We start from the raw sequence: 15,910 nt of genomic DNA, 5'->3' as shown, positions 1-15,910 counted from the left end.
GGCGAATTTTTTTTCTTCAAAAAGTGCATAGTTTGGTTTATTTCTGTTGAAGGTAGAAGGCTTGAATATTGAATGTGTTTAAAAAAATCAACACATTCAATATTTCATTTTTTTATGCTAGCGCTTGACATTTATTGAATTGCTTGTAAAAATTCGGTAAGAATCGTTTTTCTTGGAAGTTGCATCTTTTTGCGCAATCTGCTTCTCGAAGTATTAATTCCTTCAACACTTAAACCCATAATTTGCGACATGTCTTTGCTGCTAAAACCTAGTTTTATAAAAGCACACATTTTTAAATCGGTTGGTGTCAGTAACGGGAATTTTGATTTTAAGGAAGTGTAAAAACCATCGTTTACAGAGGTGAAATGCGATTCAAATTCCTTCCATTTGGTATTTGTATTAATTTTTAGCGAGCTTTTTAATTCTTTTACAATGGCTATATTGTCACCTTTTACGCTTAACTTGTCTAGCTGTTTTTTAATTTCAGTTTGCAAGGAATCTCGTTCCAATAATTGGGTAGCCGAGGTCAAAAGTTCTTTGTTTTTCAATTCAAGAATTTCTTCTTTTTTTTGAAGTTCAAGTTGCTGTTGTACGATTTTAATTTTATTTTTTCTTTTGAAGTGATAAAATACAAAGCCGAAAAAACTACTTAAAACAGTAATGATTAGTACTATTTTAAAACGCCAGAATAATTGCTCTCTTTCTAATGAGCTAAGACGTTGTTTTTGCAATTCGTTTTTATGTTTTTGAAGTTGAATTTCATATTTATTCTTTATTTCAAAAAGTTCCTTGTTTTGCGATTTATTGCTGTTAAATAATTGGTCGCTTAAAGCAAAGGCCTCTGTTAGTTTTTGGTAAGCTTTTGAGTAATTCCCTTTTTGAGAATATATTTTTGAAAGGTTTTTTAAAGTCTGCAATTTTTTATCCGCATGAATATTATAGGTGTCAATTGCAGCAATACTCAATTCATAATAATAAATGGCAGAATCCTGTTTCTGTTGCATTTTATAATACAAGCCCAATCGCTCGTATAACAAACCGTGAATGGGTTGTAAGGGTAAAGGATAGGCATCGTTAACTTTAAAAAGATAAGCTTTAGCTTTTGCTAAGTCGCCCATGTTTAAGTAAACTTGCGAAAGATGTAATTGACCATAATGAACGGCAATTTTATAGTTTTCTAATTGTTTGCTATAGGTGATGCTTTTTAGCGCTAGTTGCTCGGCCTTTGAGTAATTTTTGTGAGCCTCTAGTTGAATCCAAGCACCTTTTGTATATAATTTGGCGAGTAATTCTATTTGTGTTTGTTTATCTGTAATTTGATCTAAGGCTAGTTTTTTCGCTTTTTGATAGCTTTCTTCTGCTTTTTCATAGTGTTCCAAAACCATATAAAGGGTAATAAGTCTGTATAAAATTTCAGTTTTTTGAATGGTGTATTTCGGAGATTCTACCATGGCAAGCAATGTCCAAATTTCATCATAGCTATGGCTGTACAAACCAATTCCTGAAAAATGCTGTACAAGATCTAGTTTTGAATTAATGATTTCTAAAGTGTCCTTATTTTCTAAGGCTTTCAAAATTTTTAATTCTAGTTTGGTACGGACACTGTCTTTTTTTTGTTGTGCGTAAAGATTGTTTTTCGCGAAACATAAAATTAGTGTTAATAGGCCAATTTGTAAGATGTATTTTTTTAAAAATGTCTTCATTGAAAGATTTGTAATTGTATATGCCGCTGATAACGCCTATGATAAAAGTACTTCTTTATCTTTAATGCTGTGTTTAAAAATGAGTGAAAATTGCTCATTGCTATGTTTATGCTAAGGTGGTAAATTGATTTTTAAGGCTTTTTAAAACGATATTTGTTGGCGTTCAAAATGATTTTCAAAAGAATATCATAGAGCATATAAATATCAATTTTTAGAGAAATGATACAATGGCAATCAAAATTAATTAAAATATAAAATGAAGAAAAAAGAACAATTGAAAATAGTAATTGCATTGGTTGTTTTCCTTTTTATAGGCAAAATACAAGCGCAGGATGTTGAGCGTTCTAGACCTGAACATTGGGAAGGATTGGTTTTTGGTGGACGATTAATGGATCGTTTTTTACCCATGCCAGCTATGGGTGAATTAAGTCATGATACTTGGGGAGCAAAAGCAGTAAAACCAAGATATATTCAAAATGGAATTGAAGATACAACTTGGTCTTATTGGGGAGGGAATATACTAAAAGATGCCAACGGAAAGTACCACCAGTATTTATGTCGTTGGCGTGAAGATTCTGAAAAAGGACATATGGAGTGGCCTCGATCTGAAGTGGTACATGCTGTTTCTGAAAGTTCAATGGGACCTTTTACTCCTAAAGAAGTCATTGGAAAAGGACACAATCCTGAAGTTTATAAATTGAAAGACGGGCGTTATTTTATATATGTAAATGGTGGCGGTTATTTGTCAGCCAGCTTAGACGGACCTTGGGAATATCAAAAATTTACTTTTGACCAAAGAGAGCGTGCTATTGTAGATCATGTGACAAATAACACTTTTGCACAACGTGAAGATGGATCTTATTTGATGGTTTGTCGTGGTGGTGAAGTTTATTTCAGTGAATCAGGTTTGCCTCCATATTACCAAGTTAGCGAAAAAAGTACCTATCCACCTTATGAAGGGCATTATGAAGATCCTGTGGTTTGGAGAACAAATATTCAGTACCATATGGTCGTAAATGACTGGATGGGACGTATTGCTTATTATTTACGCTCAAAAGACGGAATCAATTGGAAAGAAGATACTGGTGAAGCTTATATGCCGGGAATTGCTCGTTATGAAAATGGACAAGTTGAAGATTGGTATAAATTTGAGCGTATGAAAGTGTTACAAGATGAATATGGACGTGCTTATCAAGTAAATTTTGCTGTGGCAGATACCATAAAAAAACAAGACAAAGGAAGTGACAGCCATAGTTCTAAAAATATTGGAATTCCTTTTACTGTTGGTCGTTTATTAACAGTTTTGAATAAAGAAAAGGTGGATGCTTCCACAAAGAGTATCGAGGTTTTAATAAAATCAGAAAAGAATTTCAATGCACACAAAGATTTAGATTTAAAGTCACTTCGTTTTGGAGCTTCAGAAGAAGTGAATTATGGAAGAGGTTCGAAAATAAAAAAGACAATAAAGTTAGAAAATGATCTAGTCTTGGTTTTCAATGCCAAAGGCAATGGATTGACGAAAGAAAACTTCACAGGGAAATTATTAGGAAAAACGAAGAATGGAAAATTACTTTTTGGTTATGCGCGTCTTCCATGGGTAAATTATAAAATGCAAGCTTTGTCGGCTAAATTCCCTGTCTTAAATGGCGTAAGTAAACACAATTGGAAAGTCGAAATTGAAGTCCAAAATTTTGGACAAGTATATTCGGAGCCTTCAAAGATGAAGATTGAATATTTAAAAGAGGGTACATGGAAAGAACTTATCAAAGGTATAGTTCCGATTTTGGCGCCATTCGAAAAAACGATGCTGACTTTCAATGCAAGAAAATTTGCGGAAAGAGACGATACAGCTAGAGTCCGAGTTACCATTTTACAAGAAGATCAAAATTCGTCTGTTTTAGAAGGAAATATAATTGTAAGATGAAAAATAATACAATTTAGTCTTTTATGTGACTTTTGTTACTGTACTCGTTTTTGTACTTGTCTACATTTGCTATAAGAAAATTATCGAAAATGAAATTAGAGATTATAGTTATTGGAGGTCTTTCAGCAGGGCCTTCTGCTGCGGCAAAAGCAAGAAGACAGAATGAAAATGCAAACATTAAGATGTTTGAAAAATGTAGAAATATTAGTTATGCTACTTGCGGTATTCCTTATGCTTTATCGGGTGTTATTAAAACAAGAGAAAAATTACTAGTTGTTGAAGCCGATTTGTTAAGAGATCGATTTAATATCGATGTGCATTTAGAGGAAGAAGTTATTGAGATATTGCCAAAGGAACATAAAATTAGAACGACAAAAACAAGCTATAGCTATGATAAATTAATTTTTACCACAGGGGCTAAAACAATTGTGCCAAAAATCACTAATCTGGAACATGCTCTTAATTGGTCTCCTTGCAGAACTCTAGAAGATTTTGATAAAATAATGAAGAAAGGTGCGATTGACCAAGCCGAGCATATTACTATTATGGGTGCGGGGTTAATAGGGGTAGAAGTTGTAGAAAATTTAGTGGAGCTCGGTAAAAAAGTAACTCTTATTGAAGGAGGTGATGGTGTATTGCCTATGTGGACTTCAAAGTTTCGGAAATTTGCTCAGAATACTTTAGAACAACACGGCGTTGAGGTAATAACAAATACTTTTGTTAAGGAAGTTGAGGTGAAGGAAGGCGTCATAACTTCTGTAGTGACTCCCTTAAAAAATATTGCAACAGATTTTTTAATTATGAGTGTAGGAATCAAGCCTAACACAGATTTATTGTTAGAAAAAGGAGCAGAACATATTGGTAATGGGGCTTTAAAAGTGAACGAAAAAATGGAGACATCATTGCCTGATATTTATGCAGCCGGCGATTGTGCAAGTATTAAAAACACCTTGACCAACGAGCATGATTATTTACCACTTGGAACCCATTCTAACAAAGGCGGTAGAGCTGCTGGTGCAAATGCAGGAGGAGGAAATCAACTATTTAAAGGGGGCTATAAAACGGCTATTATTCAAGTTTTTGAAAACGTGTTGGGAAGAACTGGCTTGTCTCCAGAATATTTAAAAAAGCATCAAATTGATTTCAAAACAAATTTGATCATTGCGGGGGCAACGCCTGGGTATTTTCCTAATCAAAAAGATATAATTATAGAAACCTATTACGAGGCGACGACAGGAAAAATACTAGGCTGTGAAGCCTATGGTGAACACGGAGTAGATAAGCGAATTGATGTGATGAGTACCGCTATTTATGGTGGATTAACTATTGAAGATTTGTGCAATTTAGACTTGGCCTATGCACCCCCTTTTTCTCCTGCTAAGGATCCTGTGGTGGTGGCTGGTTTTGTCAGTAGCAATGCTTTAAATGATGATTATGATGAAATTTCTGTAGAGGAATTAAAATTAGCTTTGGAAGATTCCTCTAAAGAAAAATATCAGATCATAGATGTGAGATCTCCTGATGAAGTGCTAAAAAACGGAAAAATTTCCAATAGTATCAACCTGCCTTTGGATGCGATCAGAAAACTTAGTTTGAGTCGTTTTGACAAAGAAAAAGAAACAGTGGTTTATTGTGCCAAAGGAATGAGAGGGTATTTGGCTTTTTTACAGCTAAAAGCAAAAGGATTTAAAAAATTAAAAAATCTATCCGGAGGCTATACCATATGGAATAAAGTATCTTAAGAATAGCTATACAGGAAACCCCTAGACCTGCTTGCTTAGAATTCATGGGCTTTGGATAATGTTAAAAGCAATATTTTTAATTGTTGATTGTTTGTACTAGGAATAAACCCATATGTTTTTATCTTTTTCATTCAGAATGTTCATTTTTGATGCACTATTAATTTCAAAGATGAAAAATGAAAATAAATAAATTTGTAGCCGCACTCTTATTGATAGGTTTTACTACAGTTTCAGCACAAGAAAAATTTACTCCTACATGGGAGAGTTTAAATAAACATAAGGCTGCTCCAGAGTGGTTTTCCAATGCCAAATTGGGGGTGTATTTTCATTTTGGTGTATACAATGTTCCTGCAAATGGAAATGAGTGGTATGGTCGTTTTATGTATGAAAAAGACCGTCAAAAAAATTGGGGTAAGGATGTTTACGATTACCACACCAAAACTTATGGAAGAGCGCATCAGTATCATGATTTTATCCCTCAGTGGAAAGCTGAAAAATTTTCTGCAAAACGATGGGTAGACATGTTTCAACATATGGGAGCCAAATTTATAGGAACAATTGCCGAGCATCACGATGGATTTTCTTTGTGGGAAAGCGAAGTGAATCCATGGAACTCGAAAGACAAAGGACCTAAAATTGATATTGTTAAAGCTATTGCTGAGGAGGTTAAAAAACGTGACTTAAAGTTTATGACCACTTTTCATCATGGTTTTCATATGCTATTTTATCCTAAAAAAGAAAACAGTGCACTTCGACCATTAAGTGAGCACAATGTGGTGTATAAGAATCCAGAAGTTCCGCAAGATGAAAAATATCGCTTGCTTTATGGAAATATCAGTTATACGGAAGAATGTGATTTATGGTTAGGAAAACTGAATGAGGTAATAGACACCTATTGTCCTGATTATATTTGGATGGATTTTGCGCAAGGCTATATTCAAGAAGAGTATCGCAAACAGTTTTTAGCAAACTATTTCAACAAGGCTAAGGAGTTAAACAAAGAGGTTGTGGTAAACACAAAAGGAGACTTTTTTCCAACAGATTTGGCGCTTGTGAATGTTGAAAGAGCGACGATGGAAGATATTATGCCATTTGTTTGGGTGACCGATTTTCAATTGGGAAGTTCTTGGGGCTATAATAAAAACAAACGTACAGCTGTTGATCCGAAAAAACTCATAAGAATTTTAGCTGAAGTAATTAGTAAAAATGGGGTGATGATTTTAGCAGCTGCCCCAATGGCTGAAGGTGTTATTCCTGTGGAACAAGCCAAAACAATGGAAGGTATTGGTGCTTGGCTAAAATTATATGGAGAGGCAATTTACAATACAAAACCATTTGTTGAGTTTGGACAAGGGCCAACTAAATTGGTTAGAAACCCAAATGATGATTGGAATGCTTATGGTTCTATCAAAGCAGGCTTGAATGACTTAAATAGTCAAGACGTTCGCTATACTAAAAAAGACGAATATGTGTATGCAATTCAGTTAGGATGGCCAGGTTCTAAGAAAGAAATTGTTCTCGAAACATTTTCCGAAAAATCGAAAAAGTTTAAAATTAAATCAGTGTCTGTTTTAGGTTCTAAAGAAAGAATTACATGGAGGAAAACGAGTCAAGGTTTATTAGTAACTTCTCCAAAAAAGAAACCACTAGAAGGCGATGCTGCCATTGTTTATAAAATTAAAGTAAAATAGAATTCAATAGCATAGCACCCAAAAAAGCAGAATTTATTTTCTGCTTTTTTGGGTTTTAATCATTTGTGTTAGAAAGAAAATCATTTGCTTTCTATGTTTTCATGAAGAAGTCTCATTTTTGTGGAACTTTAATTGACAATGATGAAAAAAAGTATTTTAGCTTCAGTAGCAGCACTTCTAATAAGTGTACAAATCTCATTTGCTCAAAATGAAAAACCAAATATTCTAGTAATCCTAGCAGATGATTTGGGCTATGCAGATTTAGGTTTTACGGGGGCAAAAGATATAAAAACGCCAAACTTAGATAAGTTGGCCAATCAAGGAGTTATTATAAAAAACGGGTATGTAACACATCCTTATTGTGGACCTTCTCGTTCTGGGCTTGTCACTGGGCGTTACCAAGCTCGTTTCGGAATGGAAATTAATTTGACTAATTCCTATTATGATATGTATTGTGGGTTGCCTTTAACCGAACAAACTTTTGCAAAACGATTGGATAAATCGGGTTATAAAACAGGAGTTGTTGGAAAATGGCATTTAGGAGGTTCTGATCCTTTCCATCCAAACAATAGAGGTTTTGATTATTTCTATGGATTCTTATCGGGTGGGCATTCGTATTTTCCGCAAAACGTAAAAACGCATATGCCTTTAATTAATTCGAAAGATAATAAACCACATTACGGTGCTAATGAAGGAAGTTACTGGCCATTGACAAGAAACAACAAAGCAGGAGAGTTTACAGAATATTTAACCACAGCTCTAAGTAAAGATGCGGCCAAATTTGTATCTAAAGGAAAAGACCCTTTTTGTTTGTATTTGGCTTATAATGCACCCCATTTGCCTTTAGAAGCTCCAAAAGAAACGATAGAGAAATACAAAGATATAAAAGATAAAAAGAGAAGAGTCTATGCTGCTATGGTGGATGAGTTAGACCAAGGAATTGGAATTGTAATAGATGCCTTAAAAAAATCTGGTAAGTATGAAAACACATTAATTTTCTTTTTATCCGACAATGGAGGTCCGAGAAAAGGTGGTGAAAGATTTGCCAGCAACGGAAATTTTAGAGAAGGAAAAGGAAGTATGTATGAAGGAGGTTGCCATGTACCTTTTATTGTAAATTGGCCAAATGGAAAATTTAAAAATGGTGAGTTTAAAGGCTTGGTGTCTGCCTTAGATATTGCCGCTACTGCAGTTGCTGTTGGTCATGGAGATACTTCTGGCTATGCTTTAGAAGGAACAAATTTAATTCCCTATTTGACAGGTAAAAAGAAAGGTTCTCCGCACGATGCTTTGTATTGGCGAATGGACGACGGAAGAGGTTGGGCTGTAAGAACAGAAGATGCTAAATTTTTAAAACTAAACAAACCTACCTCAAAACCTGAGTTGTTTGATATGGAAAAAGATCCTTTTGAATCTACTGATATTGTGTTCAAAGAAAAAAAGAAACGCAAAGAGTTGGCAAAACTTTGGAATGCTTGGAACAAAGAAAATAAACCCAATTTATTTTTACAATCTGGTACGTATCAAAAGAAACGACTAGAGATGTATAAAAAATTATATGAGGAGCTTCAAGAAAAAGCTTCTACAAAAGAATTGTTGGAAATAGAGTAAATCATTTCCTGCAATAGCTTCGTAAAATAGGGGCTATTAATTAAGTTGTTTTAGCACTTGGTTAGAGGCCCTTTTTTAAGAAAAACATTTTTTTATTAGGGAATAGGCTTTGCTAATATGACCTTCTACCGTTTTGATAGAAATATCAAATAAATGGGCTATTTCCTTATGTTTCATGCCCTGAAACTTAGCATGTACAAATACGTTTTTACATTTATCAGGAAGTTTTTGAATACAGGTTTCTAACTTAAACAATCTTTTTTCCTTTTCTTCCGTATCCATTTCTACCAACTTAATCAATGACTCTTGGTAATACGCATCTAAAAATTGATCACGTTTTTTTTTGACCCTGTAGTTGTCAATAAAATTGTGAAAAACAGACTTGTATAAATAACTTTTTAGGGAGGTGTTTATGTTCAATTTTTCTTTGTTTAGCCAAAGTTTGATAAAAGTATCTTGTACAATATCTTCAATTAATTCTCTGTTCTGAGTGTAATTGAGTAAATAAATACACAGGCTTTCAAAATACTCTGAGTAAATTTTTTTAAAAATTTTAGAATCTCCTTTTTTTAAGTTAAGTATTGATAATGAGTGGTTTGGTTGTTGTTTGGTCATTAATTATTTATGGTTAGCCAAAAAAAATAAAAATTTGTATGTTTTTAAGCGAGGGTAATTTAGAAATTATTCGTCATACCTACAAATGTTAAAGAATGAGCAATAGAGAAATTGACACGATTATCGTTAAATATCTTGCAGATAAAAGTACTGAAAAAGAATTGGCTTTTTTAAACGAATGGTTGAAACAATCGGAAAACGAAGAATATTTCAATGCATTTGTAGAAATGAATTTTCTATTGAATACAAAGCAAAAGTTTGACAAAGAAAAATCTTTAGCCGAAACAATGCGTACGTTGAAATTGGAAGAAGATCGATGGTTAAATAAGGCGTTTAAATATGCGGCTATTTTTGTCGGGTTTATCGGTATGGCCTACTTTTTTATAATTCAAATAAATGAAAGTCCTTCTAACTATAGTAAAATAGGGGCAACTCAAGAAATTATTTTAGAACTTGAATCGGGGAAAACAGTACGTTTAGAAACTACGGAATCACAGAAAGTCATTAAAGCCAATGGAAAAACGATCGGCGTTCATAATGCTCGAAGAATCGATTATCAAGATGTTGTTGGAGCCAGTGAGGAGAAGTTGGTGTATAACAAATTAATAGTGCCTTATGGTAAAACTTATCAAGTGGTTTTATCTGACGGAACCAAGGTGCATATAAATTCAGGATCCACCTTACGTTATCCTGTGCGCTTTCTGAAAAATCAAGAGCGTCTTGTTTTTGTAGATGGTGAAGCCTTTTTTGAAGTGACATCAAACAAAGAAAATCCTTTTGTTGTCAATGCAAAGGAAATGAATATCCGTGTCACGGGAACAAAATTTAATGTTTCAAACTACCAAGAAGACTTAGAAGTTAAAACAGTTTTGATAGAGGGTATCGTTGATGTCTCCGAAGAAAATAAAAGTGAAACGAAACGAATAGCGCCTGGCGAATTAGCTGCTTGGAATAAATCGAACCAAAAGTTAACGGTAAAAGAAGTGGATACTTCTCTTTATACCGATTGGATAAAAGGAATATTAGTCTTTAAACATATAAAATTTAGAGACATGGCAGTAAAGCTAGAAAGAAAATACAATGTGATCATTAAAACTGAAAATGCTGAACTAAACGAAAGAGTATTTACAGGAAGATTTGAAGACGCCACTTTGGTGCAAGTATTAGAAACCTTAAAAAGGAGTTACCATATACACTATACAATTCAGGGAAACAAAGTAATAATAACTTAAAACAAACTATATATGACTTAAAAACAAGTAACCAAAAGTCTTTATAAAAAAGATCGAAATATGCGCCAACATACTCCGACCCTATAAAGCATTTAAACAATTCATTTAAATAACTTAAACTATCACAAAAGTATGAAAAAACTTATTAAATTAAGAGGGAAGATTTACGCTCTTTTAAGAAGAAATCTGACAATGAAATTAACCGTATTTCTATTTTTACTATCGCTGTTTCAAATACATGCAACAAGCTATTCTCAAAAAACAAAAATCACTTTGAGCTTAGAAAATGTTACAGTAGAGGAAGCTTTGAATCAAATTGAAGCTCGGTCAGAATTTAATTTCTTTTACAGTGATGAAGAAATTGATTACAAAAGGCAAGTGTCTGTTCGTGTTGATAAAAAATTAATTTTTGATATACTAGATTCCCTATTTAAAAACACAGCTGTTGTTTATGAGGTTGTCGACAGAAATATTGTTTTAAAGTTAGACACGAATATTTTAGCGACTTTAGAAGCTGAAGAGCAACAAAAAACAATTTCAGGAACTGTTCATGATGAGGTCGGAATGCCACTACCCGGTGCCTCTGTTATAGCAGAAGGAAGTACAACTGGAGCTACTACAGATTTTGATGGAAATTTTACCATAAACGTTTCTGAAAGCACAACAAACCTACTAATATCTTATGTTGGGTTTAAAACACAATCCATTACTATCACAAATAAAACAAGCGTAAAAGTTGTATTGCAACCAGATGCCGCTAGTTTAGAAGAAGTTGTTATTGTTGGGTATGGAACTCAAAAAAAAGAAAGTATTACTGGATCCATTGCAACGGTAAAGTCTGAAGTACTAACCAGCGTTCCTTCAACAAATACAAGTGCTATGTTGGCCGGTCGATTACCAGGTTTGGTAGTTACCCAAAATAATGGTCAGCCCGGTGGAGATCAAGCAAATATTAGTATTAGAGGATTTGGAAATGCTTTGGTTATTGTTGATGGTGTTCCTAGAGATTACCAACAATTGGATCCTAATGAAATAGAATCTATTTCCATTTTAAAAGATGCTTCTGCAGCGGTTTACGGGGCAAGAGCAGGTAATGGAGTGGTGCTTGTTACCACCAAAAGAGGTAAAGTTGGTGCTCCAGAAATTAGTTACTCAGGGAGTGTTACTTTTCAACAACCTACCTTTTTGCCTAAACTTGCAAGTGCTAGTAGTTTTGCTAAATACCAACAACAAGCAGAATTGTTAGAAGGTGTTGCTGTTGCAGACTTAACATATTCGGATGAAGCTATTGCCAAATATAAAGCAGCTACGGAAGAAGGCTATAAGGGAACCGACTGGCAAGATGTGGTTTTAAAAGATTGGGCTACAACAGAGCAACATAATTTCAACGTAAGAGGTGGAACGGAAAAAGTAAAATATTTTACGTCTATTGGTAAATTAGAACAAAACTCATTGTTAGAATCTGGTGATGGAAAATTTGAAAGATTCAACGTCGGAGCAACCATTGATGCTGAAATTAATTCAAGATTAGACATCGGAGTAAATCTTAAATACAGAGAAGAAGAAACAGGAAGGCCAAGTGGAATTTCTGGTGATAATGATAGTTATATGCGGATTTTTAGATTTTTGGCTTCCATGAATCCTACCATTCAACAGAACCCAGATCCAAGTTTGTTAACGGCAGCACATCCTTTAGAAAGTAATGCTGTTGCTTATTCTACAAGTGCTATAACAGGTATAAATGATACCAAAAGAAAGCAATTTGATGCCGTATTAAATTTTAAATACAAACTGCCTTATATCGAAGGTTTAAATGTAAATGGAACACTTGCGCACCAAACGGTAAACTCATTAAATAGGTTAACCAGAGTTCCTTTTACTACCTATCATCATAATTTTGAAACAGGTGAAAATACTGAAGGTTTTACAACCGCAGAGAATTTAGTTAGTTCTTGGAGTAATAATTATTCGCAAACAACAACACAAATCGGATTGGATTACAAAGGAAGTTTTAACGACCATAATCTAGCTGGAGCATTGATTTTAGAGAATAGGTATATCGATAATTATGCATTCAATGCCAGTAGAACAAATCTTTTATCTTCAGATATTCCTTACCTTTTTGCTGCCACAGGTACGCAAGAAAATGGTGATAGTGTTTCTGAAAATGGACGTAAAGGAGTTGTTGCTCGTGTAAACTACGATTATATGAATAAGTATTTAATCGAAGGTTTGTTTAGAGCAGATGCTAATATTCAATTTCCTGAAGCAAAACGATGGGGCTATTTTCCAGGGGTGTCTTTAGGTTGGTTATTATCAAAAGAAAAATTTCTTGAAGATTCGCCAGTCATTGACTTTTTAAAATTGAGAACTTCGTTTGCTAGTTTAGGATTTGATGGGACTTCTAGTTTTGACTATTTAAGCGGATTTGGTTTGCAAAATGGTAGAGCAAATACCTATGCTTATGGAACTACAGGTGTAAATACATCGTTAAGAACTATCGGATTGGCAAATCCAAATATTACTTGGGAAACCATGAAAACGTATAATTTAGGTGTAGATGCCAATATGTGGAATTCTCAGTTAGGGGTCGAGTTTGATGTGTTTTATAGAAAACGTTCTGGGCTTTTAAGAAATAGATTGCAACAATTTCCAGATACTTTTGGAGCCAATTTACCTCAAGAAAATTTAGGGATAAGAAACAATAGAGGTTTTGAATTGGTGTTGACACATAAAAATAGCATTGGCGATTTGAACTACAATATCTCAGGAAATGTTACTTGGACTAGAGAGAAAATTGTAGACAATGTGGAAAGAGAATTTGATGCAGAAGAGCCAGATGATGCTAGAATAAATCAACAAAATGGTCAATGGGCTAATCGTCGTTTTGGCTATAGAACAGATGGTTTTTACGATACTCAAGAAGAAATTGACAATGACGGAATTACGTACGATCCTAGCATTGGTGAAGCGAGTTTAGGGGATGTAAAGTATGTTGATAAAAATAAAGATGGAAACATCGACTGGAGAGATCAGGAATTAATTGGGAGAGGACAAACACCAGAATTGTTTTTTGGTTTGGGTGTAAATGCTGATTATAAAGGATTTGACTTTTCGATGCTTTTACAAGGAGCTAGTAATTTTGATGTTTTAGCCAGTACAGGAGAGCTTGGAGCTAATACGAGTATAGGTCAAGTGCCTTTTCAATATCAAGTAGATAATGCATGGTCGGCAGACAACCCGTCAGTTGCAAAATTACCCGCTCCTAATACTTCGGGTTTGAATATACATAATAATCAGGTGTTAGATATTTATGTAAGAAACGGTGCTTATTTGAGGTTGAAATCAATCACTTTGGGTTATAGTATTCCAAAAAAGTTCTTAAGTAAAGTAGGTTTAAAAAATGCGAGACTCTATGTGTCTGGTTATAATTTATTCACCTTTAGGACCTCAAGTATTTTCGACCTAGATCCTGAAGCAAGAGGGAATGATGGGGTAGCGACTTATCCTGTGCAGAGGAACATTAGTTTAGGTGTAAATATTGGACTATAATTTAAAATTTAACAAGTATGAAAAGTATCAAAATATATATAACAATTTTCACAATTGCGAGTATTTTATTCTCTTGTGAAGATCCATTAGATAGAACAGCAGTAGGAATATTTTCTGAAGAAAATGTTTGGAAAGATGAAGGTTTAACTGATTTGTTTGTGGCAAATGTATTTGCGCGAACTAACTTTTTGCCAGGTGCCGGAAATGGTGATGTAGGAGCTTTAGTTGTGGACGCCTGTGCTGGTGGATATTGCAGAACATTTGGAGGTTGGCCAACGGGATATCAGTTTACGAGAGGCGCTTTTAGTAGCCAAGGAACAGGAAATGGTTCCAATGAGTATTGGAAATGGGACCTTGTACGTGATATTAATACCGGAATTGAAGAGTTGAGCAAAACGACGAATACCTTATCTACAGAGTACAAAGATATTCGTTTAGGAGAATTACACTTTTTAAGAGCTTGGGTGTATTTTCAAAAAGTGAAACGATATGGAGGTGTGCCAATTATACAAAACGCACAGTCGTTAGAATTGTCTTTCGACGAAATATCGGTTCCAAGAAATTCAGAACAGGAAGTGTATGACTTTATTGCTGCTGAATGTGATGCTGCAGAAGCGCTATTGGAAGGTAAGGATTTGGAATATGGAAGGCCAACATCTTGGGCAGTCTTAGCTTTAAAAAGTAGAGCCATGATGTACGCAGGAAGTGTTGGTGAATTTGGAAATATGCAATTAGATGGTTTGTTAGGAATAAATAACGCTGATAAATACTGGCAATTATCTTATGATGCTTCAAAAAAAATAATTGAACAAGGAGGCTTTGCATTGTATGGTACTGGAGCTGCCAGTTTTGAGGAAGCTGAAAAATCGTACTATGAACTTTTTACCAAAGCGGAACAGAATAACGAAACCATTATGGCTGAGGTTTTTATAGGTGAAGGTTCTAAGTCGGAAGACTGGGAACGTTGGAATGCCCCAGCGGTGGTTAGTGGAACTACTTTTTTGAATACCTATTTAGAAACATTTGAAATGTATGAATATACAGATGGTTCTTCGGGTAAATTAGATAGAACTACATTGGTTCCAGGAGTCTTTCATGATATGGCAGATTTTATAGGAAAAAAAGATCCTAGATGTAGAGCCAATATATTTTTACCTGAATCAAGTTATGGAGGCCAAACTGTTTGGATGCATGAGGGTCTTTATGTGAACGGAGAGTTAAAGACGGCTAATGTAGATGGAATTGATGTTCCTGCAAAAGGCCCTGCTCGTGATATTGAACGTACTGGTTTTTTCAATAAAAAAAGATCAAATGAGGAATATTTGGTAGGTCCTGGATTTGAATTAGGAGGAACTGATTATATGGTGTTTCGTTTGGGAGAAATGTATTTGAATCTAGCAGAAGCTGCTTTTGCTTTGGAGAAAGATGCAGAAGCGTTAGAGGCTTTAAATACAGTTCGTAGACGTGTAAATATGCCTGATAAACCAGCTATCTCTTGGGAGGTAATTCAAAGTGAAAGAGCTGTAGAATTGGCTTTTGAACAACATCGCTATTGGGATTTAAGAAGATGGAGAATTGCGCATTTGGAATTAGACCGTAGAGGGAATAAATATTCAGGTGTGCGTTGGAGAAAAGATTATGACAACCCTGGGATGTACGAAATTATTCATACAACAACCGGTACGGCAACGGATAGTTGGGATAGAATATTTGAAGACCATCACTATTATTTTCCTATCGGATTAGATAGAATTCAAAGAAGCCCTGCTTTAATTGAAAATCCGGGATACGAATAAAAGTAGAATGCTATTTTAGCATTTAAAAAAGCCCCCATTGGAAT

At 34.5% G+C, this 15,910-nt stretch carries 9 protein-coding genes; 7 read left to right on the top strand and 2 right to left on the bottom strand.

What is annotated here, in order from left to right:
• Window positions 1–131: 131 nt before the first annotated feature.
• Window positions 132–1,703 (bottom strand): tetratricopeptide repeat protein, encoded by a 1,572-nt coding sequence (locus FGM02_RS03490; RefSeq protein ID WP_139956931.1) that lies wholly within the window; start codon window positions 1,701–1,703, stop codon window positions 132–134.
• A 256-nt stretch (window positions 1,704–1,959) separates the two neighbouring features.
• On the opposite strand from FGM02_RS03490, the gene FGM02_RS03485 reads away from it, so the two are divergent.
• From FGM02_RS03485 to FGM02_RS03470, 4 genes are all read left to right on the top strand, one after another.
• Window positions 1,960–3,627, top strand: coding sequence for a glycoside hydrolase family protein (locus tag FGM02_RS03485; protein WP_139956930.1), 1,668 nt, complete (start codon window positions 1,960–1,962; stop codon window positions 3,625–3,627).
• A gap of 89 nt (window positions 3,628–3,716) precedes the next feature.
• Window positions 3,717–5,369 carry an FAD-dependent oxidoreductase gene (locus FGM02_RS03480; RefSeq protein WP_139956929.1) on the top strand — a complete coding sequence of 551 codons (1,653 nt, stop codon included), beginning with the start codon at window positions 3,717–3,719 and terminating at the stop codon, window positions 5,367–5,369.
• Window positions 5,370–5,545: 176 nt separating this feature from the next.
• Window positions 5,546–7,060 carry an alpha-L-fucosidase gene (locus FGM02_RS03475; RefSeq protein WP_139956928.1) on the top strand — a complete coding sequence of 505 codons (1,515 nt, stop codon included), beginning with the start codon at window positions 5,546–5,548 and terminating at the stop codon, window positions 7,058–7,060.
• Between the two features lie 138 nt (window positions 7,061–7,198).
• Window positions 7,199–8,671: a sulfatase family protein gene (locus FGM02_RS03470; protein WP_208021469.1), complete on the top strand. Its 1,473-nt coding sequence runs from the start codon at window positions 7,199–7,201 to the stop codon at window positions 8,669–8,671.
• 75 nt (window positions 8,672–8,746) lie between these two features.
• On the opposite strand, the gene FGM02_RS03465 is transcribed toward FGM02_RS03470, so the two are convergent.
• A complete protein-coding gene (locus tag FGM02_RS03465; protein ID WP_139956927.1) occupies window positions 8,747–9,286 on the bottom strand; it encodes an RNA polymerase sigma factor in 540 nt (179 codons plus the stop codon).
• A 95-nt stretch (window positions 9,287–9,381) separates the two neighbouring features.
• Between FGM02_RS03465 and FGM02_RS03460 the strand changes: the two genes are divergently transcribed.
• The 3 genes from FGM02_RS03460 (at window position 9,382) to FGM02_RS03450 (ending at window position 15,866) form a co-directional block, all read left to right on the top strand.
• Entirely contained in the window at window positions 9,382–10,518 is a 1,137-nt protein-coding gene (locus FGM02_RS03460; RefSeq protein ID WP_139956926.1) for a FecR family protein, read from the top strand.
• A gap of 132 nt (window positions 10,519–10,650) precedes the next feature.
• A complete protein-coding gene (locus tag FGM02_RS03455) occupies window positions 10,651–14,070 on the top strand; it encodes a TonB-dependent receptor (protein ID WP_139956925.1) in 3,420 nt (1,139 codons plus the stop codon).
• A gap of 17 nt (window positions 14,071–14,087) precedes the next feature.
• On the top strand, window positions 14,088–15,866 hold the full coding sequence (locus FGM02_RS03450) for a RagB/SusD family nutrient uptake outer membrane protein (protein ID WP_139956924.1): 1,779 nt from the start codon (window positions 14,088–14,090) through the stop codon (window positions 15,864–15,866).
• Window positions 15,867–15,910: the final 44 nt, after the last annotated feature.

This window comes from Flavicella sediminum (genome assembly GCF_006381105.1).
Lineage (GTDB): Bacteria > Bacteroidota > Bacteroidia > Flavobacteriales > Flavobacteriaceae > Flavicella > Flavicella sediminum.
Note: the sequence above shows the minus strand (reverse complement) of the source record. Positions and strands in the feature narration are given on the sequence as shown.